The organism is Nocardioides sp. Soil777 (genome assembly GCF_001428425.1).
Lineage (GTDB): Bacteria > Actinomycetota > Actinomycetes > Propionibacteriales > Nocardioidaceae > Nocardioides > Nocardioides terrigena.
In genome coordinates this window covers 15,794-36,599 of record NZ_LMSN01000007.1, presented here as the reverse complement: position 1 = coordinate 36,599, position 20,806 = coordinate 15,794, and the positions used below count along the sequence as shown (strand labels likewise).

The window sequence follows — 20,806 nt, the reverse complement described above, 5'->3', positions numbered from 1 at the left end:
AAGGAAGACCATGGCCATCAGCGACGTCCAGGAGTACACCCACCTCACCGACGAGGAGATCGACCAGCTCGGACGCGAGCTCGACGCGCTGCGCGCCGAGGTCGAGGAGTCCCGCGGCGCCGCCGACGCGGCGTACATCAACCGCATCATCACCATCCAGCGCAGCCTCGCCGTGGCCGGCCGGGTCACGCTCTTCGCGTCGCGCTGGAAGCCGGCGTGGGTCGCGGGTGCGGCCATGCTCGGCGTGGCCAAGATCCTGGAGAACATGGAGATCGGCCACAACGTCATGCACGGCCAGTGGGACTGGATGAACGACCCGGAGATCCACTCCTCGACGTGGGAGTGGGACACCGCGCAGCCGGCCGAGCAGTGGAAGCACAGCCACAACTACATCCACCACCAGTTCACCAACGTGCTCGGGCACGACAACGACGTCGGCTACGGCATCCTGCGGATGGCACGCGAGCAGAAGTGGCACCCCGCCAACCTCGGCCAGCCGGTCTACAACGCGCTGCTGGCGATGCTGTTCCAGTGGGGCGTCGCGCTGCACGACCTCGACCTCGAGGCGATCCGCAAGCGCGAGAAGGACCCGAAGGTGCTGGCCAAGCAGCTGCGCCAGATCAAGCGCAAGATCAGCCGCCAGATCGGCAAGGACTACGTGTTCTTCCCGCTGCTCACCGCCGCGACCGGGCCCGCCAACGTCGTCCCGACGATCACCGCCAACGCGAGCGCCAACCTGGCGCGCAACCTGTGGTCCTACATGATCATCTTCTGCGGGCACTTCCCCGACGGGGCGCTGCACTTCACCGAGGAGGAGCTCGAGGACGAGACGCGCGCGGAGTGGTACCTGCGCCAGATGCTCGGCTCGGCCAACTTCGAGGGCGGCCGGCTGCTGCACGTGATGAGCGGCCAGCTCGGCTACCAGATCGAGCATCACCTCTTCCCGGACCTGCCGTCCAACCGGTACGCCGAGATGTCGGTGCGGGTGCGCGAGCTCGCCGCCAAGTACGACCTCCCCTACACGACCGGGCCGCTGCACCGGCAGTACGGCCAGGCGCTGCGCACCATCCTCAAGCTGTCGCTGCCCAACCGCTTCACCTCCTCCGACCAGCACTCGGTCGAGGAGCACCGGGAGGTCGGGCGGGGCCGTCCCTCCGACGCCGAGCGCCCCAGCCGCAGCTCGCAGACCGGCGGCTGGTCCTCCCGGGGCTCCTCCGTGCGGGGCACGGCGTGATGCGCGAGGACCTGCGCGACGGCTCGACCCGGCTGCGGGAGCCGACCCGCGCGTGGGTGACGCAGTGCGCGCTGTCGCGGATCTGCGGACTGTGCGAGGGCGGGCTCACGCGACCGGTCGCGTTCGTCGGTACGCCGCGCGAGGACGGCCGCAACCAGTTCCACCGGCCGCCGATGCACGTCGCGTGCGCGGAGTCGGTGCGGTCGGGCGACGAGGTGGTCGTGACGACCGCGGGCTTCGAGTTCGTCCGGCCCGACCGCGACGACCCGGACCGGTCACCGCGGTTCGAGCCGAACTCCCGGTTCTGATCCCCGGCTGTGATCCCCGGTCCCGGGCGCCGGCTCCGGTCACTCCCGGCTCCGGTGCTGCGGGCGGGGCTCAGCACCCGGAGGTCACCGCGCTGAGGTCACCGCACTGAGCGTCAGGGTCGCCAGCGTGACCGCCGGGACGGCGACCAGGACCCCGGTGAGGGCGAAGCGACCCCAGTGGATCGCCAGCCCCGCCGCGTGGCAGCGCTGGGCCCAGAGCAGGGTGGCGAGGCTGGCCCACGGGGTGACCAGCGGCCCGACCCCGACACCGACCAGCAGGGCCCCGAGGCGCTCCGGGCTGCCCACGGTGACGGGCTCGAGCGCGAGGTAGGCCGGCAGGTTGTCGAGCACGTTGGCCGCACCGGCGGCCACCCAGGCCAGCCGGAGGAGGGCCAGGGGACCCTCCCCGGTGCCGGTCAGCCGCCCCGCCAGCTCACCCAGCCCGTGCTCGTGGGCCAGCTGGACCAGGAAGAACAGCAGCCCGACGGCCAGGACCAGCAGCCACGGCACCAGCCGGAGGTGGAGCAGGTCGCGTCGCCACACCAGGCAGGCCAGCACGACCGCCCCGCAGGCGAGCCCGGACACCACGGTCACCCGGCCGGTGATCGTCAGGGCCGGGCCGAGTGCAGCGCAGGCGAGGGCGGCGACGACCACGGGCGCCCGGGGCCCCTCGAGCGGCGCCGGCTCGTCGTACTCCCGGCGGGGGAGCGTGAGGGTCCGGCGGTGCAGCACCGCGAGGACGGCGACCGTGACGAGCACGGCGACCAGGCCCGGCAGCGCCATCAGCGCGGCGTACTCCGCGACGCTCAGGTCGAGGTGGCTCAGCGCCAGCAGGTTGGTGAGGTTGGAGACCGGCAGGAAGAGCGAGGCGGTGTTGGCGAGCAGCACCGTGGTCATCGCGAAGAGGACCGGGTTGATCCGCAGCCGCACCGCGACGGCCAGCACCACCGGGGTCAGCAGCACGGCGGTGGTGTCGAGGGAGAGCAGCGCGGTGCTCGCGACGGCGACCGCGACGAGCCCCGCCCAGACGCGGCGTACCGATCCGTGTGCGGCGTGCACGACGGCGTCGGCGACGAGGTCGAAGAGGCCGAGACCGGCGCACAGCTCGGCGAGCACGGTCGCGAACACGAGGAACAGGAGGATCGGTCCGATCCGCGCCACCAGGTCGGCCACGCGGAGCAGGCTACGCACGCATCCCAACCACTACCGTGTCGGCATGGCAGCAGCGAAGGCAGCGATGGTCGTCGCCGGGGGGCGCGAGGTCAGGGTCTCCTCCCCGGACCGGGTGATCTACGAGGCGACGGACACGACGCCCGAGGTCACCAAGGTGATGGTGGCGGAGTACTTCGCATCCGTCGAGGACGGCCTGATGCGGGCGCTGCGCGACCGGCCGACGGCGCTCGAGCGCTGGACGTCCGGCGTCCGCGAGGGCATGAAGCTCGCCACCGGGCCGCAGGACCGCAATGCCGACGCGTTCTACCAGAAGCGTGTCCCCAAGGGGGCTCCCGACTACCTCGAGGCCGTCGAGATCACCTTCCCGTCGGGCCGCACGGCCGAGGAGATCTGCCCGACCGAGATCGCCGTGCCCGTCTGGTGCGCCCACATGGGGACGCTGACGTTCCACCCCTGGCCCGTGCGCCGCGCGGACGTCGACCACCCCGACGAGCTTCGCATCGACCTCGACCCCCAGCCCGGTACGTCGTTCGCGGACGCGGTGCGCGTCGCCGGGGTGGCCCGGGAGCTGCTCGCCGACCTCGGCATGACCGGCTTCGCCAAGACCTCCGGCAACCGGGGGGTGCACATCTACGTCCGGATCGTGCCGGAGTGGGAGTTCGCCGACGTGCGGCACGCGGCGATCGCCTTCGGCCGCGAGCTCGAGAAGCGCGACGACGGCGTCACGACCGCCTGGTGGAAGGAGGAGCGCGGGGAGCGGATCTTCGTCGACTTCAACCAGAACACGCGCGACCGCACCATCGCCTCGGCGTACTCGCTGCGGCCGCTGCCCGGTGCGCCGGTCTCGACGCCGGTGACCTGGGACGAGCTGGCCACCCTGTCCTCGCCGACCGGCCTCAACCTCTTCACCGTCCCCGAGCGGCTCGCCTCCGACGGCGACCCGTGGGCGACGATCGACGACGTCCACCACTCGCTGCAGCCGTTGCTCGACCTGTGGGAGGCGCACCCGGTGGAGCTCAACTACCCGCCCGACCACCCCAAGATGCCCGGCGAGCCGCCGCGGGTGCAGCCGTCCAAGAAGGTGGCCTCGCACTGGGACGAGGACGGCAACCGGGTCGAGGGCACGTGAGCGACGAGCCCTCCCGGTCGGCGCTGGGTGGCGCTCAGCGCTGGGCCGACTACCTCGACTGGATACGCGCCGAGATGGTCAGCGCCGTCCTCGCCCTGGCGTACGACGACCAGCGGACGTCGCGGGTGCCGTCGGGGTGGACGCCGCTCGAGCTCCTCCACCACGTGCTCCACATGGAGCAGCGCTGGTTCGTGTGGGGCTTCCTCGCCGAGCCGGTCGCCGATCCGTGGGGCGACTGGTCCTCGCCGGACGCTCCCGAGGCCCGGTGGGCGGTCCCGTCCGACGTGACCGCGGAGGAGCTCACCGCGCGGCTGGAGGCCGTCGCGGTCCGGACCCGCGGGGTGCTGCGGGACCACGCGCTCGACGCCACGGCCTCGACGGGCGGCCGGTTCGACGACGACCCGCCGACGCTGGAGTGGATCTGCTTCCACGTGCTCGCCGAGTACGCCCGGCACGCGGGGCACCTCGACATCGTGGCCGAGCAGTCCAGGGACTAGCCTCGACCGGGTGAATCCCCGCCTCGTCCTCGTCACCGGTTCCGGCCGCTCCGGCACCTCGAGCGTGGCCGGCACCCTCAAGCGCCTCGGCCTCCACGTGCCCCAGCCGGAGGTGCCCGCCGACGACAAGAACCCGCGCGGCTACTACGAGCCGGTGTGGGTGACCGAGTTCCACAAGCGGGTGCTCAACCCGGTGCCGGTGCGCACCATCGACACCCGCCCCGACGCTGCTGCCGTGGCCGACGCGGCGATCACGCCGGCGGTGGAGGCCGAGCTCCGGGACTGGCTCAGCGGTGAGCTCGACGAGCCCCAGGTGCTCATCAAGGACCCGCGGGCCTTCTGGATCCTCCCCGCCTGGACCCGCGTCGCCGGGGAGCTCGGCGCCGACGTCTGCACGCTGACGATGCTGCGCCACCCCACCGAGGTGGTGCGCTCGCGGGACTCGGCCTACCTCACCGAGCAGACCCCCACCTTCCGTCGCCAGCGCGAGACCGCCAACGTCGCCGCGTGGGTCAACGCCGCCTTCGCCACCGAGGCCGCGACCCGCACCCTGGCGCGGGCGTTCGTCCGGTACGACGACCTGCTCGCCGACTGGCGCACCGCGATGGCGCGGGCGGGCGAGCAGCTCGGGCTGGCCTTCTCGCCCGACGCCTCGGAGTCGCCGCACCCGGTCGACGACTTCATCGACGCCTCGCTCAACCGCTCGGCCATCACATGGGACGACATCGCCGTCCCGCCCGCCCTGCGCGACCTCGCCGAGCGCACCTGGCAGGTGTTGAACATCCTGGTCTACTCGCCGTCCGACGCGGGTGCGATCGACGAGCTGGCCGGGCTGCAGGAGGAGTACGGCGAGCTGTTCGACTTCTCCGAGGCGATCGCCATGGACGCGACGACCGCCCGGGTCGCCGCCGGCCGCCGCGACGTACGCCGCAAGAAGGACGCGCAGCTCGACGAGCTCCGTGCCGAGCTCGACGCCGCGCGCGCCGAGGTCACCGAGCTGCGCTCCCGGCCCTCCGGGCTCGCCGGCCTCTTCCGCCGCTGACGTCGCGGCGGAGTCCCCGCCTGAGCGGGGACCTTGTCACCGTGTGACCGTTGCAACCGTCACACGGTGTCAGACTCCCCGCCTGAGCGGGGACTCCGCAGCAGCGGCCTCAGCGCTCCCAGGGAGCCTTGACGGGGAAGTACTCGCCGAGGAACTCCGACAGCATCGCGTCCACCGCGTCGGCGTCGACGGCGTACTCGTGGTGGTCGCCGATGCAGAAGAAGTCCCGGTCGCGGGCGCGGAGCTGGCGCAGCTGCCGCTCGATCCGCGCGTTGCTGAGGTCGACGAAGGCGTGCTCGGCCGCGGCGACGTACGACGTCCCGGTCACCAGCCCGTAGTGCTGGGCCAGCGAGGAGAGCATCGAGACGTCGGTGTCGGCGCGGAACGGCGAGCGCGCGGTGCGCCCGACGGCCTCGGCGAAGCGGGCCTCGACCTCCGCGAGCACCGACACCCGGTGCGGGTGGGGCGAGTGGGCCATCACCTGGGTGATCGCGACCCCGAAGGCCTCCTCGATCAGCCGCCGGTTGGTCCCCGCGGCGTGCAGGAACGGCTTGTCGGCGGTGCCCGGGAGCCCGACCACCCCGTCGCCGACGAAGGCCGCGACTCCGCCGCCGGGGCTGAAGAACAGCTCGGGCCGGGTCGCGCGGCCGAGGAAGACATCGTCGTTGAGGTAGACGAAGTGCTCTGCCAGCCCGGGCACCCGGTGCAGCGCGGTCTCGATGGCCTGCGAGTTGAAGGTCGGCAGGGCGTCAGGCGGGAGGATCTCGCGGTGGTCGACGACCCGCACCTGCGGGTGCTCCGCGAGCCACTCCGGGCGCTGGCCGGCGGTGACCAGGTGGATGGTGCGCACCCACGGGGCGAAGAGGTGCACCGACCGCATCGAGTGCAGCAGCTCGTCGCGGCTGCGGAAGCGCGCCTGGCCGCCCGCCTCCGGCCTGAGGTCGTCGCCGCCGCGGGCCCGTCGCGCCGCATTCCACTCCGGGTCGTCACCGTCCACCCACGTGTAGACGACGTCGATCGGGAACGTCGCGTCGTACACCGTCGGCAGCGCCATCAGGGGCAGCGTCGGCACCCGGATGCCGGCGACCTCGACGGTCGCGGTCGCGGCCCCGGCGGGCACCTCGGGCGTCCACCGGTTGGGGCGGGGCGCGACGAGGGTGCCGTCGGGGAGCCGGTCCCAGAACTCGATCTCGACGCCGGCGTCGTCGGCGAGGTGGGTACGCCGCCCGTGTGCACGCGGCCACGGCTCGAGGACCAGCCGGTTGGGGGCGGCGTTGCCCAGCGCGTCGACCAGCTCGCCGACCTGGAGGCGGCGCTCGGGCCAGCCCCGGTCGCCGGGGTCGCGGAGCGCGAGGTGGACGGGCGCCGTACGCAGGTGGTCGAGCAGGGCGCGCCGCTGCGCGGTCGGTACGACGACCACGGGGGCCGGGCCGTCGTGTGCGGGGACGACGAACCACCCGCCCTCCGAGGACCCGGCGCTCTGCTCGGCGGCGGCCACGACCAGCTGCAGCGCCTCGGCCCGGGCCTCGACGGGGGCGACGAGCGGGATGTCGACGGGCATCCCCTCCCGGGTGAACGGGGTAGTTGGGGACGAAGTGGTAGGTGAACCGCCCGATCGACCGACCAGATCGTCCCCAACTACCCCGGAAGGAGCGACAGGCCCTCGAGCCACCCGGGCGAAGACCGCCTCCCAGCGGGCCGCGATCGCGTCGGCGTCGTACTGCCGCGAGGCCTCGAACGCGCCCTCGCCGAGGCGGGTGAGCAGGGCGTCGTCGGAGGTGACCCGACGCAGCGCGGCGGCGAGCCCGGCCTTGGCCCCGGCACCGACGAGCAGCCCGGAGATCTCGTCCTCGACGAGCTCGCGTGGTCCGGACGGGCAGTCGTAGGTCACGACCGGCACCCCGGCCGACATCGCCTCCTGCGCGACGAGCGGGAACCCCTCGGTCTTCGACGACATCGCGCACACCGCGGCGCGCGCCCACTCGGGCGCCATGTCGGCCACGGCACCGGGCAGCTCCACCCGGTCGGCGAGGCCGGCCTTGGCCGCGTGGGCGAGGAGCTCCTCGCGCAGCGGACCGTCGCCGAGGATGCGCAACCGCCAGCCGGGGGCCTCGTCGGCGACCTGCTCGAAGGCGCGGAGGAGGTGGATGAACTGCTTCTCCGGGACGATCCGACCGGCGCTCACGATGATGCGCGAGTCCAGCGGCGACCGCGGCTGCGGGGCGATCGGCAGCGGGTTGGGCATCACCAGCAGCTCGGGCGCGGTCGCCCCGAGCTCGGCACCCAGCCAGGAGGCCGTCGACTCCGTCAGCAGCGCCACGGCGGCGGCCCGGGGGGCGAAGGCGAGCAGCGGTTCCATCCCGCCGACCCGGTCGGCGGACGAGCGGTGCTCCTGGTGGACGACCGCGACCTCGCGGCCGACGAGCATGATCGCGGTGGCCATCAGGGCCGGCGTGACGGTGACCAGGACGTCGACGTCGAGGTCGGGCAGCGCGGCCTCGAGCCCGATGTCGGTGAGCGCGGAGAACTGGGCGTCCCAGCGCTTCGGGACGAGCCGCGACGGTGCGCGGTGGCGCGGGTCGTCCCCGCGGACGTCGACGAGGTGCTCGACGGTGACCGCGGGGTCGATCGCGTAGTGCGGTGTGTCCGCCGAGCGGGTCACCGACAGCATCCGGACGTCGAGGTTGCCGCGCCGGGCGAGCGCGTTGGCCTGGGTGATCGCGGAGCGGGAGGTGCCGCCCATCCCGTCGAGGTTGAAGACGAGGAACGCGACCCGGAGTCGGTCGGACCGACGCGGGCCGGAGCGGCTCAGGCGGGGCGCGATCTTCACGCCGCCACCCTAGGGCGTGCGTGCCTCAGAGCCCGGTGATGCCCTCACCGGTGCCGCCGGCCTGCTCGTCGAAGTTCTCGTGCTCGAGCAGGTGCAGGACGGGTACGCCGAGCTTGCGGCGGGCCCGCGAGGTCCAGTCGACGTGGAAGAACTCGGCCACGACGTGCGGACGGGTCAGGATGATCGCCTCGCGGGCACCGACCTCGGTGACCTTGTCGGTCAGCGCGTCGACGGGCGGCTGCCCGGTGACGGCGCCCCGGGCCGTGGCGCCGGCCGCCGCGAGGGCGGACAGCGTGGTGGCGAGGTCGTGGTCGGAGCGGGTGCGGCACTCCTCGCGGACCGCGTCGAGCTCCTCCTCGGTCATCGCCAGCGCGGGCGACGACATGACGTCGCCGGCGCCGAGCATGCCGACCGACGCCTCGACGCGGGCCGCGGCGTCCTCGAGGGGGACGAGCACGTGGTAGACGACCTGGTCGGCGATCTCGTTGTGCAGCGAGCGGACCTGCTCGGCGTCCTGCCTGCTCAGGGCCTGCTCCACGAGCAGCACGACGTCGTAGGTGCCCTGCCCGTCGTTGATGTCCCCGCCGCCGGCACCGCCGTCGGCGCTCGTGCCGTCGAGGGGCTCGTTGCTGTTGGTCTCACTCATGGTGATCGCCTCCACTCAAAATTCTAGCCAGGTCATAGCTCACCGGCTCCTCCAGCTGGTCGTAGCCGCAGGACTCCGGGTCACGGTCCGGCCGCCACCGCTTGAACTGCGCAGTGTGCCGGAAACGGCGGCCCTCCATGTGGTCGTACTTCACCTCGAGCACCCGCTCGGGTCGCAGCGGGGTGAAACCGAGGTCCTTGCCGGCGCTCCAGCGGCTCTGGGTGCCGGGGATCCGGTCGGGGTTGGCGGTGAGGAACTCGTTCCACCTGCCCCACGGGTGCTCCTCGATGGGGCAGACGAGCGGCTGCAGCTCTTCGATCAGCTCGGCACGGCGGGCGGCGGTGAAGGACGCGCTGACGCCGATGTGCTGCAGCTCGCCGTCGGCGTACAGGCCGAGCAGCAGGCTGCCGAGCAGCGGCGCCTCCGGGGTCGACGTCTTGTGCTCGCGGTAGCCCGCGACGACGACGTCGGCCGTGCGCTCGTGCTTGACCTTCATCATGGTGCGACCGTTCTGGACGTACGGCGCGTCGAGCGGCTTGGCGATCACCCCGTCGAGCCCGGCGCCCTCGAACTCCTCGAACCACTGCCCGGCCTCGACCGGGTCGGTGGTGGTGCGGGTCAGGAAGCACGGCCCGCCGTCGAGGTGGGCGAGCGCCTCCTCGAGGGCGGCGCGGCGCTCGGCGAGCGGCTTGTCGACGTACGACGTGTCGTCCAGCGCGAGCAGGTCGAAGGCGACGAACCCGGCGGGGGTCTTCTCGCTGAGCATGTCGACGCGGGACTTCGCGGGGTGGATGCGCTCCTGGAGGACCTCGAACTCCAGCCGCTCCCCGACGGCCACGAACAGCTCGCCGTCGAGCACGATCCGCTCCGGGAGCTGCTCCTTGATGGCGGCGACCAGCTCGGGGAAGTAGCGGGTGAGGGGCTTGGTGTTGCGGCTGGTGAGCTCGACCTCGTCGCCGTCGCGGAAAACGATGCAACGGAAGCCGTCCCACTTGGGCTCGAAGCTGAGGCCCCCGTGCTTGGCCGGGTCAGGGATCCCCTTGACCGCCTTGGCGAGCATCGGCTGGACGGGTGGCATCACGGGCAGGTCCACGCCGCGACCCTAGTCCTCGCCGCGCAGCGTGAACGACCGCAACCGGTCGCCGGCGAACCACACCCCGCCGACGGTCACGACCAGGCCGGCGGCGACGGCCCACGGGAGGTTGGTCGGGTCGGGGAGCTCGGTGGAGATCTCGTGCCCGATCCGCAGCCCCCACTGGGCGACGCTCAGCCACGCGACGCCGCTGAGGAGGTTGCCGAGCAGTCCCTCCCAGATGAGCACGAAGAGCAGCGAGACGATCACCGCGTGCCGGGTGACGGCCGAGACGGCGAGGAAGAGCGCGGAGTAGGTGGTGCCGGCGACGACCGCCGCGAGCCCGGCGGCCAGTGCCCGGTCACCACCGCCTGCGACGAGGGCCGAGACGTAGAGGGGGAGCGCCCCGGCGACCATGGTCGCGGCCCAGGCCACGACCCACTTGCTGAGCGCCACCGCGTGCCGGCTGACCGGCTTGGAGAGCAGGTAGACGATCGACCCGTCGTCCACCTCGGGCCCCAGGACCGAGGAGGCCGCGAGCACGGCCACGAGCGGGAGCACGACCGGGTAGCCCAGGCCCGGCAGCAGCGGCCACGCCGCTTCGGCGTCGGTGAGCGCGGCGACAGTGGCCGTCAGGGCGATGAGCAGCACGGGAAAGGCCAGCAGCAGCCAGAACCGGCGCCGACCGAGCAGTGCCTGGGCGGCGAGCTTGATGATCGTGGAGTTCATCGGGTCCTCACCTCGCCACCAGGTAGGCGAAGACGCTCTCCAGCGACTCGTCGCTGGGGGAGAGGTCGTAGAGCGTGAGGCCGGCCGTCCGCGCCCACCGGGGGAGCCCGACGGCAAAGCTGCCGAGGTCGTCGACCTGCACGTCGAGGCCGCCGTCGGGTCCCAGGCGTACGGCGCGTACGGACGGCTGGGCGATCAGCAGGGCGGCGAGTGCCCGGTCGTTGCTCGAGGTGATGGCGTACTTGACCGGCCGGTCGGTCATCAGCCGCCGGATCGCCCCGAAGTCGCCGGAGGCGGCGTGCCGTCCGGAGACGACCACCTCGATGTGGCGGGCGAGGCGCTCGACCTCCTCGAGGATGTGCGAGCTGAAGAGCACCGTGCGGCCCTCGTCGCCGAGGCGTCGGAGCAGGTCCATGAGGTGCATCCGCTGGCGCGGGTCGACGCCGTTGAAGGGCTCGTCGAGCATCAGCACCGCCGGGTCGTGGACGAGCGCGGCGGCGATCTTGATCCGCTGCCGCATGCCCTTGGAGTAGGTGTCCATCCGGCGACCGGCGGGCTCGACCATGTCCACGACCCCGAGGATCCGCTCGGTGGCGGCGGACGCGTCGGGCAGCCGGTGCAGGTCGGCGTTGGCCCGCACGAACTGGCGCCCGGTGAGGTAGCCGAAGCTCAGCTCGCGCTCGGGGACCAGGCCGATCCGGCGGTAGGCCTCGGTGTGTCGCCACACCGGCTCGCCGTCGAGCGTGACGGTGCCGGCCGACGGGGCCAGGAAGCCGGTCATCATCGCCATCAGGGTCGTCTTGCCGGCGCCGTTGGGGCCGAGCAGCCCGGTCACGCCGGGTCCGATGGTGAGCGAGACGTCGTTGACCGCGACCACGTTGCCGAACCAGCGCGAGACCGACTCGAGGACCAGCGTGCTCCCCGGGCCGCTCACTGCGACCCCACCTTGAGGAAGCGGGCGACGATGGCGGCGAGCCCGACCCCCGCGATCAGCACCGCGACGGCGAGGTAGGCCGCGACCCACCCGCCCTCGGGCGGCGTGAAGACCTCGACGCCGGCGTCCCAGGCGGAGGCGAGGCCGTTGGTGAGGGACCAGGGGGACGCCAGCCCGGCGGCGACGCCCACCTGCTCGGCACCCTCTTCGGACGCGATGGCCTGGACCGCGGTGACCACGCCCGGCACGACGACGAGCGCCACGATCGAGCCGACCACGGCGAAGCCGCGCCGCAGCGACACCGACGAGATGAAGCCGGTAATCCCGGCCAGCATCGAAGAGACCAGCAGCAGCAGGGCGACGGCCTTGAGGAGGTCGGTGGTCTGGTCGCTGACGTCGAGCCCGGCGAGGAGGCCCCCGGCGTAGAGGACCAGCACGGGCAGCACGGTGAAGACCAGCAGCGCGGTCGTGAGCGACGCCCAGCGGGTGAGCGCGACGACGTACGCCGGGAGGGGACGCGCGAGGTAGAGCACGATCGAGCGGTAGCGCAGGTCGCGGGAGAACAGCACCGGCGCCTGGGCGGCGGCGAAGAGGCTGACCAGCAGCTGGGTCTGGTTGGTGTAGCCGGCGTAGGTCAGCGGCAGGTCCGAGAGACCGACGAGGGTGACGACCCCGACGACGATGGCGGCCGGCAGCGTGGAGAGCCCCAGCAGCAGGAAGGGCAGGATCTTGGACTTGCCCGACCGGCCGAGGCCGAAGGCGTGGCGCAGGCCGGTGACGTAGAGGGTGCGGGCGATGGTCGCGACACCGTCGCGGGGGCCGTCGTAGTGGCGGTAGCCCAGGTCGTGGATGACTCCGGCGCGGTCAGCCACGCGGACCACCTCCCGGTATCGGGTCGCCGAGCGGGACGTCGTCGTGGAACACGTCCTCGAGGTGGCGCCGGTCGGGCTGGAGGCGCATCAGGCCCAGCCCCAGGTCGGCGGCGGTGTCGCGGACCAGGTCGTGGACCGAGACCCCGGGGGGTGCCGGCTCGACGGCGATGGCCGTGCCGCGGGGACGGCAGGTGAGCCCGGCCGCGGCGAGCGCCTCGCCGAAGCGGTCGCGCTCGGTGGTGCCGCCGACGACCTCGACCAGCAGGCTGCCCGTCTGCTCCAGGAAGTCGCCGGTCGCACTCGAGCGGAGCAGGTGGCCGGCGTCGAGCACGACGACGTGGTCGCTGACCTGCTCGAGCTCGCCGAGCAGGTGGGACGTGACCAGGACGGCGATGCCGAAGTCGCTGCCGATGCGGCGGACGAGCCCGAGCATGTCGGTGCGCGCGGCGGGGTCGAGGCCGTTGGTCGGCTCGTCGAGGAACACCAGCCGGGGGTCGTGGACGAGGGCCTGGGCGAGCTTGGCGCGCTGCTTCATGCCGGTGGAGTAGCCCCCCATCGGCCGGTAGCGCTCCTCGTCGAGCCCGACGTGGCGGAGCACGTCGGCCGACCGCTCCCGCGCGGCGGACGCACCGAGACCCGACATGCGGGCCATGTGCACGACGAACTCGCTCGCGCTCACGTCGGGCGGCAGGCAGTCGTGCTCGGGCATGTAGCCGACCAGCCGGCGAATCTCCTGGCCCTCGGTGGCGATGTCGTGGCCCAGCACCCGAGCGCCGCCGGAGGTCGGCTCGAGGAGGCCCAGCAGGATCTTGATCAGCGTGGACTTGCCCGCCCCGTTGGCACCGACGAGGCCGGTCACCCCGTCGCCGACCTCGATGTCGAGGTCCGTCAGGGCATGGACCTGCCCGTAGTGCTTGGTGAGCCCGGTGGTCTCGATGACCTGCCCGCTGTCCCCCGTCATGACCCCGACGCTAGCGGGGTCCGCCGACACCGCGCATCAGGAATGCCCCTGAGGCGTGTGCGGGTTCTGTGAAGGTCGTCCCGGGGTGGCTCTGTGCCATGCGACGCACCCCGTCGGTGCGGCGAGTGTGCGTGAAAGCACCGGTCCGGGCCTGCGGGTGGTGCTTCCACGCACACTCGTGCCGGTCCGCGAACGCGGCGGTGGGCCTGTGCATCCCGCGGCCCGCCGGGCTCTAGGCTTTGTCGCCTATCCCCGGTTGGTCTGCCGGCAGGGCCCGCCTGACTTTGAATCAGGACTAGCGACGTAGGTTCGACTCCTACCCGGGGAGCTCGGTCGCCCCGCCCTCGGGTGGCGGCTCCGCCGACTCGGGCGAGCCGGGCGGGAACTCGTCCATCGAGCGCCTCGACCCGTCCGGGCCGTAGGCGAACCACGCACCCCCGGGCACGAAGGGGGTCTCGACGGGCGGGTCCACCGGAGGAAGCTCCGCCCGCGACGAGGCCACCAGGTTGTCCTCCCAGAACACGATGAAGGGCTGGCGGTCCGGGTCGAGCGGCCCGATCAGGTCCGTGAAGTAGTCCTGCGGCGCGAGCTCGAGGTAGTGGCGGAGCAGCACCCGGTCCCACTCGTGGGGCGACACCAGGACGGTGACGGTCCACTGCTCTCCGCCGCCCCAGTCGAGAGCGAGCTCGAGCCGACCGGGCTCCACCTCGCGGACCGCGCCCTCACCGGCCAGGCCGTCGAGCAGCACCTGCCATCGCGCGGCTGCGTCGGGCGGGTCCTCGATCGAACGCGGGCGCGCCCCGGACCGGTGCCGCGCGACCAGCGTGTGGGCGGCGCTCTCGACGCGGCGTGCCACGACCGGCGCGTACGCCGCGGGGTCGGCGTACCCGCTCAACCTCAGCCACTCCGCGTCCAGCGGCACGGTGACCGTCCCTTCGCGAGCCAGCCCCTGCCACTGCGGGTCGTCGGGCACCACCAGCACGAAGCCGACCTCGACCTGGGCCCCGTGCTCCCCGGGCACGAGCCGGGCGGAGGTGACCCGCACGTCGCGCCCGAACCCGTCGTACCGGTCGATCCCGTCGTCGGCCTGCCCGTAGGGGTCCGCCGGGTCGATCCCGGTCGGCGTCGGGTTGGTCAGGATCGCCAGCAGCTCGCCCACGTACGCCGCGTCGTCCATCGCCCCACCATGCCCGCGCGGAACCCCCGCCGGGCGTCGCTGGCAGACTGCGGGCATGGACAACCTCACCGTGATCGTCCTCGCTGCCGGCGGCGGCACCCGCATGAAGTCCAAGACGATGAAGGTCCTGCACCCCATCGGCGGACGCAGCATGATCGGGCACGTCCTGCGGGCGGTGCAGGCCGTCGAGCCGGAGCGCATCGTCGCGGTCGTCGGCCACCAGCGCGAGCAGGTCGGTCCGCACATCCACGAGCTGGTGCCCGACGCGGTGCTCGCGGTGCAGGAGACCCAGGACGGCACCGGCCACGCGGTCCGGATGGCCATGGAGGCCCTGGGCGAGGACGGCCCCACGAGGGGGACGGTGATCGTCGCGGCCGGGGACACCCCGCTGCTGCGCGGCGAGAGCCTCCAGGCCTTCGCGCACGAGCACGAGGCGGCCCAGCGGGCGGTGAGCATCCTGTCGGGGATCGTCGCCGACCCGTTCGGCTACGGCCGGATCATCCGCAACGACGAGGGCGACGTCGAGGCCATCGTGGAGGAGAAGGACGCCAGCCCCGAGCAGCGCGAGATCGCCGAGATCAACTCCGGCATCCTCGCCTTCGACGCCGAGTTCCTCCTCGACGCGCTGGGCCGGATCACCAACGACAACCACAAGGGCGAGTACTACCTCACCGACACCGTCCAGATCGCCCGCGAGGCCGGCCTGACCGTCGGCGCGCACACCATCGACGACGTCATGCAGACCGAGGGCGCCAACGACCGCGCCCAGCTCGCCGAGCTCGGCCGCGAGCTCAACCGCCGCATCGTCACCCAGTGGATGAAGGACGGGGTCACCGTCATGGACCCGGCCACGACGTGGATCGAGGCCGACGTCCAGCTCGCCCAGGACGTCACCATCCTGCCCGGCACCCAGCTCCTCGGCGCCACCGTCGTGGCCGAGGACGCCGTGATCGGCCCGGACACCACGCTGAAGAACTGCGAGATCGGCGCGGGCGCCCGCGTCGTACGCACGCACGGCGAGCTCGCCGTCGTCGGCGACCGGGCGACGGTCGGGCCCTTCGCCTACCTGCGCCCCGGCACCCAGCTCGGGGTCGGTGGCAAGATCGGCACCTTCGTCGAGACCAAGAACTCCCGGATCGGCGACGGCGCCAAGGTGCCGCACCTCTCCTACGTCGGGGACGCCGAGATCGGCGACGGCACCAACATCGGCGCCGGCACGATCTTCGCCAACTACGACGGCGTCGCCAAGCACCGCACGGTCGTCGGTCGGCAGGCGAGGACGGGCTCCAACAACACCTTCGTCGCGCCCGTCACGATCGGTGACGGAGCGGGCACCGCGGGCGGCACCGTCGTACGCCGCGACGTCCCGCCGGGCGCGCTGGCGGTCAGCAGCGGCGCCCAGCGCAACCTCGAGGGGTGGGTCGCGTCACGCCGCCCCGGGACCGCCCAGGCGCAGGCCGCGGCGTCGGCCGAGGAGGCGTCCGTCACAGGTGAACAGCAGGTGGACCCCGGGGTTGGGCCAGACGGCCGGAGTGAGTCACAATCCTGACGTCGACACTCCACCCCCGAATGAGGAGTCGCAGCCGGTGACCGGACTCAAGAAGACGACCGAGAAGAACCTGATGGTCTTCAGCGGCCGGGCCCACCCCACGCTGGCCGCCGAGGTGGCCACGACGCTCGACACGGCGCTGGTGCCGCAGTCGGCGTACGAGTTCGCCAACGGCGAGATCTACGTCCGCTACGAGGAGTCGGTGCGCGGGTGCGACGCGTTCGTCATCCAGAGCCACACCTCGCCGATCAACGAGTGGATCATGGAGCACCTGCTCATGGTCGACGCGCTCAAGCGGGCCTCGGCCAAGCGGATCACGGTGGTCATGCCGTTCTACGGCTACGGCCGGCAGGACAAGAAGCACCGCGGTCGCGAGCCGATCTCGGCCCGCCTGATCGCCGACCTCTTCAAGACCGCGGGCGCCGACCGGCTGATCACCGTCGACCTGCACGCCGACCAGATCCAGGGCTTCTTCGACGGCCCCGTCGACCACCTGATGGCGCTGCCGATCCTGGCCGACTACGTCCGCGACAAGTACGGCGACCAGCCGCTCGCCGTCGTCTCGCCCGACGCCGGCCGGATCAAGGTCGCCGAGCGCTGGTCGGCCCGCCTCGGCGGGGCCCCGCTGGCCTTCATCCACAAGACCCGTCGCACCGACGTGGCCAACGAGGTCGTCGCCAACCGTGTCGTGGGTGACGTCAAGGGCCGCATCTGCGTCCTGACCGACGACATGATCGACACCGGCGGCACCATCGTGAAGGCCGCCGAGGCGTGCATCGAGGAGGGCGCCGCGGGCGTCATCATCGCCGCCACCCACGCGATCCTCTCCGACCCCGCCGTCGACCGCCTCAAGAACTGCTCCGCCGCCGAGATCGTGGTCACCAACACCCTCCCGGTCGCCGCCGACAAGCAGTTCGACAAGCTGACCACCCTCTCGATCGCTCCGCTCATCTCGCGGGCGATCAAGGAGGTCTTCGAGGACGGCTCGGTTACCTCCATGTTCGACGGTCACGCGTAGGAGCCCTGCGAGGAACGAGCAGGGGTCCGCCCCGCGGGAGATTGAGCAGCCCCGCGACCGAGCGCGCGAGGTCGCGACGGGCGTGTCGAAATCCGCGGACCCGTACGCCGAGGGCGAACGCGCCGTACAAATGGTGTGCCGCCGCCGCACCCCGGGCGTACCGTCGCGCGGGTGCCCCTGACCGACACCCCTGCCGTCCAGGCGCGCGACCTGCGCCGCACCTTCCGCAGCCGCTCCGGCATCTGGCGCCAGACCCGCAGCGAGGTCGAGGCGGTCAAGGGGGTCAGCTTCGAGATCGCCCCGGGGGAGCTCTTCGGCCTGCTGGGTCCCAACGGGGCGGGCAAGACCACCACGATCAAGATGCTGATCACGCTCCTGATCCCGACCTCGGGCAGCGCGTCGGTGCTCGGTCGCGACGTCGTGACCGACGTGCGCGAGGTCCGCAGCCGCATCGGCTACGTCTTCGGCGGCGACCGCGGCCTCTACGAGCGCCTCACCGGGCTGGACAACCTGCGCTACTTCTCCGAGCTGTACGGCGTCCCGCCGCGCGAGCAGCGGGCCCGCATCGGCTCCCTCCTCGAGCTGGTCGGGCTGACCGGGCGCGAGGGCGAGAAGGTCGAGGGCTACTCCCGCGGCATGCGCCAGCGGCTGCACATCGCGCGCGGGCTGCTGCACGACCCGGACGTGTTCTTCCTCGACGAGCCGTCGATCGGCATCGACCCCGTCGGCGCCCGCGAGCTGCGCGCGACGATCGCCGGGCTGCGCGACCAGGGCAAGACGGTGCTGCTCACCACCCACTACATGTTCGAGGCCGACGAGCTCTGCGACCGGATCGCGGTGATCCGCTCCGGGGAGATCGTCGCCGAGGGCACGCCCGACGAGCTCAAGCAGCTGGTGAGCGCCGGCCGGGTCCTCGAGGTCGAGACGTACGGCGTCCACGACCACGTCCTCGACCGGCTGCGGGTCGTGCCCGGGGTCCGCTCCGTCGTCGTCGAGGAGCGCGGCCAGCTCCAGGTGCTCGTCGTCGCCTCCGAGCCCGGGGCCGAGGTCACCCAGCCGGTGCTGGGCGGGCTGGACGAGACGCGGGTCGGCCGGGTCAGCCACCGCGACCCGACGCTCGAGGACGCCTACGTCGAGCTGGTCACCCGGACGGGCGCATGATCCGGCTCCGCCAGCTGGCCGTCTGCTACTGGCTGCAGCTCAAGATCCTGCTGTTCTCGCCCTTCGAGGGGTTCCTCGCGGTGGTCTTCCCGCTCATGTTCGCCACCGCCGCGCTCCTCGTCTACCAGGTGAGCGGCGACCCGGAGGCGATGTTGTACGCCGCCATCGGGGCCGCGGCGATGGGCATCTGGACGTCCCAGACCGTGAGCGCCAGCACGCTGGTCCAGCGCGAGCGCTGGGCCGGCACCCTCGAGCTCGTGGTCGCCGCACCGACCCGCTTCTCGCTGGTGCTGCTGCCGATCACGTTCGCGATGGCCACCATCGGTCTCTACAGCGTGGTCGCCACGATCCTGTGGAACTGGTGGCTCTTCGACGTCCGGCTCGAGGTCGAGAACTGGCCGCTCTTCGTCCTCAGCATCCTGATGGCGACGATCACCATCGCGCTCTTCGGCTTCCTGCTGTCGGTCACCGCCGTCCGCTACCGCACGTCATGGGCGCTGGGGGCCGCACTCGAGTACCCCGGTTGGCTGCTGTGCGGCTTCGTCGTCCCCCTCGACCTGCTGCCCGACGCTGTGCTGCCGCTCTCGTGGATCCTCGCCCCGACCTGGGCCGTCGAGGGCATGCGAGCCTCGGCCGCGGGGGAGAGCCCGTGGCTCGACCTCGCCATCTGCGGGCTCGTCGGCCTGGGGTACGCCGCCCTGGCCGCGTGGCTCGGCGTACGCCTCATCGACTCCGCCCGCCGCGACGCGACGCTGGCGCTGACGTGAGGGGGCACGCATGGTGAGCCTGCGCATCTTCTTCATCGGCGGGCTGATGAGCTACCGGGCGATGTTCGGCTGGATGAACCCGTGGATCTTCGTGCCCGCGCTGCTCGTCTCGCCGATCTGCCAGATCCTGCTCTTCGCCTTCATCGGGCGCAGCGCCGGTGTCGGGGACGACGAGTTCTACGTCATCGGCAACGCGCTCAACTACGCCGCGATCCCGTGCCTGTTCGCGATGGCGTCGACGATCGCGGGGGAGCGGTTCTCCCAGACCCTGGGGCTGGTGATCGCCACGCCCGCGCGCCGGGTGCCGCTGTTCCTCGGTCGCGCCCTGCCGGTGATCGCCAACGGCTGGGGGGTGGCGATGTTCGGAGTGGTGGTGGGGTCGCTCCTGCTCGACACCGACATCCCCGGCACCGCGTGGCCGCTGATCGCGCTGGTGGTGGCGGTCGGCTCGCTGTCCTCCACCGGCCTGGGCCTGGTGATGGGCGCGATCAACCTCGTCTACCGCGAGGGCGCGACGCTGGGCAACGTCCTCTTCCTGGTGCTGCTGATCTTCACCGGCACCAACGTCGCCCTCGACGACCTGCCCGGCTGGATGGCCGCCGTCGGTCGCTGCCTCCCGCTGACGCACGCCATCGAGGCCACCCGGATGCTGGGCGACGGGGCGACCTGGGGGGCGGTCCGGGGGCTGGTGGCCACCGAGCTGCTCATCGGCCTCGCGTACGTCGTCGTGGGGCTCTCCTCGATCCGGGCGCTCGAGCGGCTGAGTCGGAGCGGTGCCACCCTCGACCGGATCTGAGCCACGATTCGACCTGCGGCGCACACCGGCCGTAGGCTTGGGAAGTTGCCTCGGCGAGGGAGCTCGACTCCGTGATCGACAGGGCAGATGCTGGTTAGCGCCGCGTCTCCTGTCGGGAGCGCGGCGTTCTTCGTCTCCCGGGGTCCCCCACGATTTCCGTTGCACTGAGGAGAAGAACATGGCTGCCGAGAAGATCACCGCAGAGACCCGCACCGAGTTCGGCAAGGGTGCCGCCCGTCGCATCCGCCGCGACGACAAGATCCCCGCCGTCATCTACGGCCACGGCAACGACCCCGTCCACGTGACCCTGCCGGGCCACCAGACGATGATGGCGCTCAAGCACGGCGGCTCCAACGCGCTGCTCGAGCTCGACGTCGAGGGCACCAACCAGCTCGCGCTGGCCAAGGAGGTCCAGGTCGACCCCATCCGCCGGGTCATCGAGCACATCGACTTCGTGGCCGTCCGCCGCGGCGAGAAGGTCACCGTCGACGTCCCGATCCACGTGGTCGGCGACGCCGCCCCGGACACCCTGGTCGTCACCGAGAACGCCGTCATCTCCGTCGAGGCCGAGGCCACCCACATCCCCGAGTTCTTCGAGGTCTCGGTCGAGGGCGCTCCGGTCGGCACCCAGATCCACGCCAGCGAGATCACCCTCCCCTCGGGCACCACGCTGCTCGCCGACGGTGAGCTCCTCATCGTCAACGTCACCCAGCAGATCTCCGCGGAGGCGCTGGAGGCCGAGCTGGCCGAGGCCGAGGAGGACCTGGGCATCGAGCACGACGTCTCGGACGCCGAGATCGCCGAGGCGCAGGTCGAGGCCGCCGCCGAGGACGCCGCGGTCGAGGCCGAGGGCAGCTCCGCCGAGTGACCTCACCGATCCACTGGCCGCGCCGCACCGGGCTTCCCGGTGC

At 72.3% G+C, this 20,806-nt stretch carries 20 protein-coding genes and 1 tRNA gene; 12 read left to right on the top strand and 9 right to left on the bottom strand.

What is annotated here, in order from left to right:
- Positions 1-10: 10 nt before the first annotated feature.
- Together ASG88_RS06375 and ASG88_RS06370 are read left to right on the top strand one after the other, a co-directional pair.
- Positions 11-1,234, top strand: a complete 1,224-nt coding sequence (locus tag ASG88_RS06375) for a fatty acid desaturase family protein (protein WP_056886602.1) — start codon at positions 11-13, stop codon at positions 1,232-1,234.
- Positions 1,231-1,542 carry a hypothetical protein gene (locus ASG88_RS06370; RefSeq protein ID WP_157559591.1) on the top strand — a complete coding sequence of 104 codons (312 nt, stop codon included), beginning with the start codon at positions 1,231-1,233 and terminating at the stop codon, positions 1,540-1,542. The genes ASG88_RS06375 and ASG88_RS06370 overlap by 4 nt, the downstream gene beginning before the upstream one ends.
- Positions 1,543-1,626: 84 nt before the next feature.
- Here ASG88_RS06370 and ASG88_RS06365 read toward each other — a convergent pair whose 3' ends face one another.
- Positions 1,627-2,715 carry an SLC13 family permease gene (locus ASG88_RS06365; RefSeq protein ID WP_056886600.1) on the bottom strand — a complete coding sequence of 363 codons (1,089 nt, stop codon included), beginning with the start codon at positions 2,713-2,715 and terminating at the stop codon, positions 1,627-1,629.
- Positions 2,716-2,758: 43 nt separating this feature from the next.
- On the opposite strand from ASG88_RS06365, the gene ASG88_RS06360 reads away from it, so the two are divergent.
- The 3 genes from ASG88_RS06360 to ASG88_RS06350 are packed head-to-tail and all read left to right on the top strand — an operon-like array spanning position 2,759 to position 5,383.
- Complete coding sequence (locus ASG88_RS06360) at positions 2,759-3,844, top strand: DNA polymerase domain-containing protein (RefSeq protein WP_056886599.1); 1,086 nt, start codon at positions 2,759-2,761, stop codon at positions 3,842-3,844.
- Positions 3,841-4,341 (top strand): DUF664 domain-containing protein, encoded by a 501-nt coding sequence (locus ASG88_RS06355; protein ID WP_056886598.1) that lies wholly within the window; start codon positions 3,841-3,843, stop codon positions 4,339-4,341. The genes ASG88_RS06360 and ASG88_RS06355 overlap by 4 nt, the downstream gene beginning before the upstream one ends.
- Positions 4,342-4,351: 10 nt before the next feature.
- Positions 4,352-5,383: a sulfotransferase family protein gene (locus ASG88_RS06350; protein ID WP_056886597.1), complete on the top strand. Its 1,032-nt coding sequence runs from the start codon at positions 4,352-4,354 to the stop codon at positions 5,381-5,383.
- A gap of 109 nt (positions 5,384-5,492) precedes the next feature.
- Here ASG88_RS06350 and ASG88_RS06345 read toward each other — a convergent pair whose 3' ends face one another.
- Genes ASG88_RS06345 through ASG88_RS06315 form a run of 7 tightly spaced genes read right to left on the bottom strand, consistent with a single transcriptional unit; the run spans position 5,493 to position 13,427 of the window.
- Positions 5,493-8,213, bottom strand: coding sequence for a stealth conserved region 3 domain-containing protein (locus ASG88_RS06345; RefSeq protein ID WP_056886596.1), 2,721 nt, complete (start codon positions 8,211-8,213; stop codon positions 5,493-5,495).
- 25 nt (positions 8,214-8,238) lie between these two features.
- Positions 8,239-8,859 (bottom strand): hypothetical protein, encoded by a 621-nt coding sequence (locus ASG88_RS06340; RefSeq protein ID WP_235534750.1) that lies wholly within the window; start codon positions 8,857-8,859, stop codon positions 8,239-8,241.
- Positions 8,852-9,952 carry an ATP-dependent DNA ligase gene (locus ASG88_RS06335; RefSeq protein ID WP_056886595.1) on the bottom strand — a complete coding sequence of 367 codons (1,101 nt, stop codon included), beginning with the start codon at positions 9,950-9,952 and terminating at the stop codon, positions 8,852-8,854. Before ASG88_RS06335 ends, ASG88_RS06340 begins: the two co-directional genes overlap by 8 nt.
- A gap of 9 nt (positions 9,953-9,961) precedes the next feature.
- The gene (locus ASG88_RS06330) at positions 9,962-10,660 is read right to left on the bottom strand and encodes an ABC transporter permease (protein WP_056886594.1); all 699 of its coding nucleotides are present in this window, start codon (positions 10,658-10,660) and stop codon (positions 9,962-9,964) included.
- Between the two features lie 7 nt (positions 10,661-10,667).
- A complete protein-coding gene (locus ASG88_RS06325; protein ID WP_056886593.1) occupies positions 10,668-11,594 on the bottom strand; it encodes an ABC transporter ATP-binding protein in 927 nt (308 codons plus the stop codon).
- Positions 11,591-12,466, bottom strand: coding sequence for an ABC transporter permease (locus ASG88_RS06320; RefSeq protein ID WP_157559590.1), 876 nt, complete (start codon positions 12,464-12,466; stop codon positions 11,591-11,593). Before ASG88_RS06320 ends, ASG88_RS06325 begins: the two co-directional genes overlap by 4 nt.
- Complete coding sequence (locus ASG88_RS06315; RefSeq protein WP_056886591.1) at positions 12,459-13,427, bottom strand: ABC transporter ATP-binding protein; 969 nt, start codon at positions 13,425-13,427, stop codon at positions 12,459-12,461. Before ASG88_RS06315 ends, ASG88_RS06320 begins: the two co-directional genes overlap by 8 nt.
- Before the next feature lie 249 nt (positions 13,428-13,676).
- On the opposite strand from ASG88_RS06315, the gene ASG88_RS06310 reads away from it, so the two are divergent.
- Positions 13,677-13,755 (top strand) — tRNA-Gln (locus ASG88_RS06310).
- Here ASG88_RS06310 and ASG88_RS22510 read toward each other — a convergent pair.
- On the bottom strand, positions 13,744-14,604 hold the full coding sequence (locus ASG88_RS22510) for a hypothetical protein (RefSeq protein ID WP_082600011.1): 861 nt from the start codon (positions 14,602-14,604) through the stop codon (positions 13,744-13,746). The two genes, ASG88_RS06310 and ASG88_RS22510, sit on opposite strands and share 12 nt — an antisense overlap.
- Positions 14,605-14,659: 55 nt before the next feature.
- Between ASG88_RS22510 and glmU the strand changes: the two genes are divergently transcribed.
- From glmU to ASG88_RS06275, 6 genes are all read left to right on the top strand, one after another.
- A complete protein-coding gene (gene glmU / locus ASG88_RS06300; RefSeq protein WP_056886589.1) occupies positions 14,660-16,153 on the top strand; it encodes a bifunctional UDP-N-acetylglucosamine diphosphorylase/glucosamine-1-phosphate N-acetyltransferase GlmU in 1,494 nt (497 codons plus the stop codon).
- Between the two features lie 37 nt (positions 16,154-16,190).
- Positions 16,191-17,171 (top strand): ribose-phosphate diphosphokinase, encoded by a 981-nt coding sequence (locus tag ASG88_RS06295; protein WP_056886588.1) that lies wholly within the window; start codon positions 16,191-16,193, stop codon positions 17,169-17,171.
- 171 nt (positions 17,172-17,342) lie between these two features.
- Positions 17,343-18,332 (top strand): ABC transporter ATP-binding protein, encoded by a 990-nt coding sequence (locus tag ASG88_RS06290; protein ID WP_235534749.1) that lies wholly within the window; start codon positions 17,343-17,345, stop codon positions 18,330-18,332.
- On the top strand, positions 18,329-19,099 hold the full coding sequence (locus ASG88_RS06285; protein ID WP_056886587.1) for an ABC transporter permease: 771 nt from the start codon (positions 18,329-18,331) through the stop codon (positions 19,097-19,099). The genes ASG88_RS06290 and ASG88_RS06285 overlap by 4 nt, the downstream gene beginning before the upstream one ends.
- Before the next feature lie 10 nt (positions 19,100-19,109).
- Entirely contained in the window at positions 19,110-19,895 is a 786-nt protein-coding gene (locus ASG88_RS06280; protein WP_056886586.1) for an ABC transporter permease, read from the top strand.
- A 178-nt stretch (positions 19,896-20,073) separates the two neighbouring features.
- On the top strand, positions 20,074-20,763 hold the full coding sequence (locus ASG88_RS06275; RefSeq protein ID WP_056886585.1) for a 50S ribosomal protein L25/general stress protein Ctc: 690 nt from the start codon (positions 20,074-20,076) through the stop codon (positions 20,761-20,763).
- The last annotated feature ends 43 nt before the right edge of the window (positions 20,764-20,806 follow it).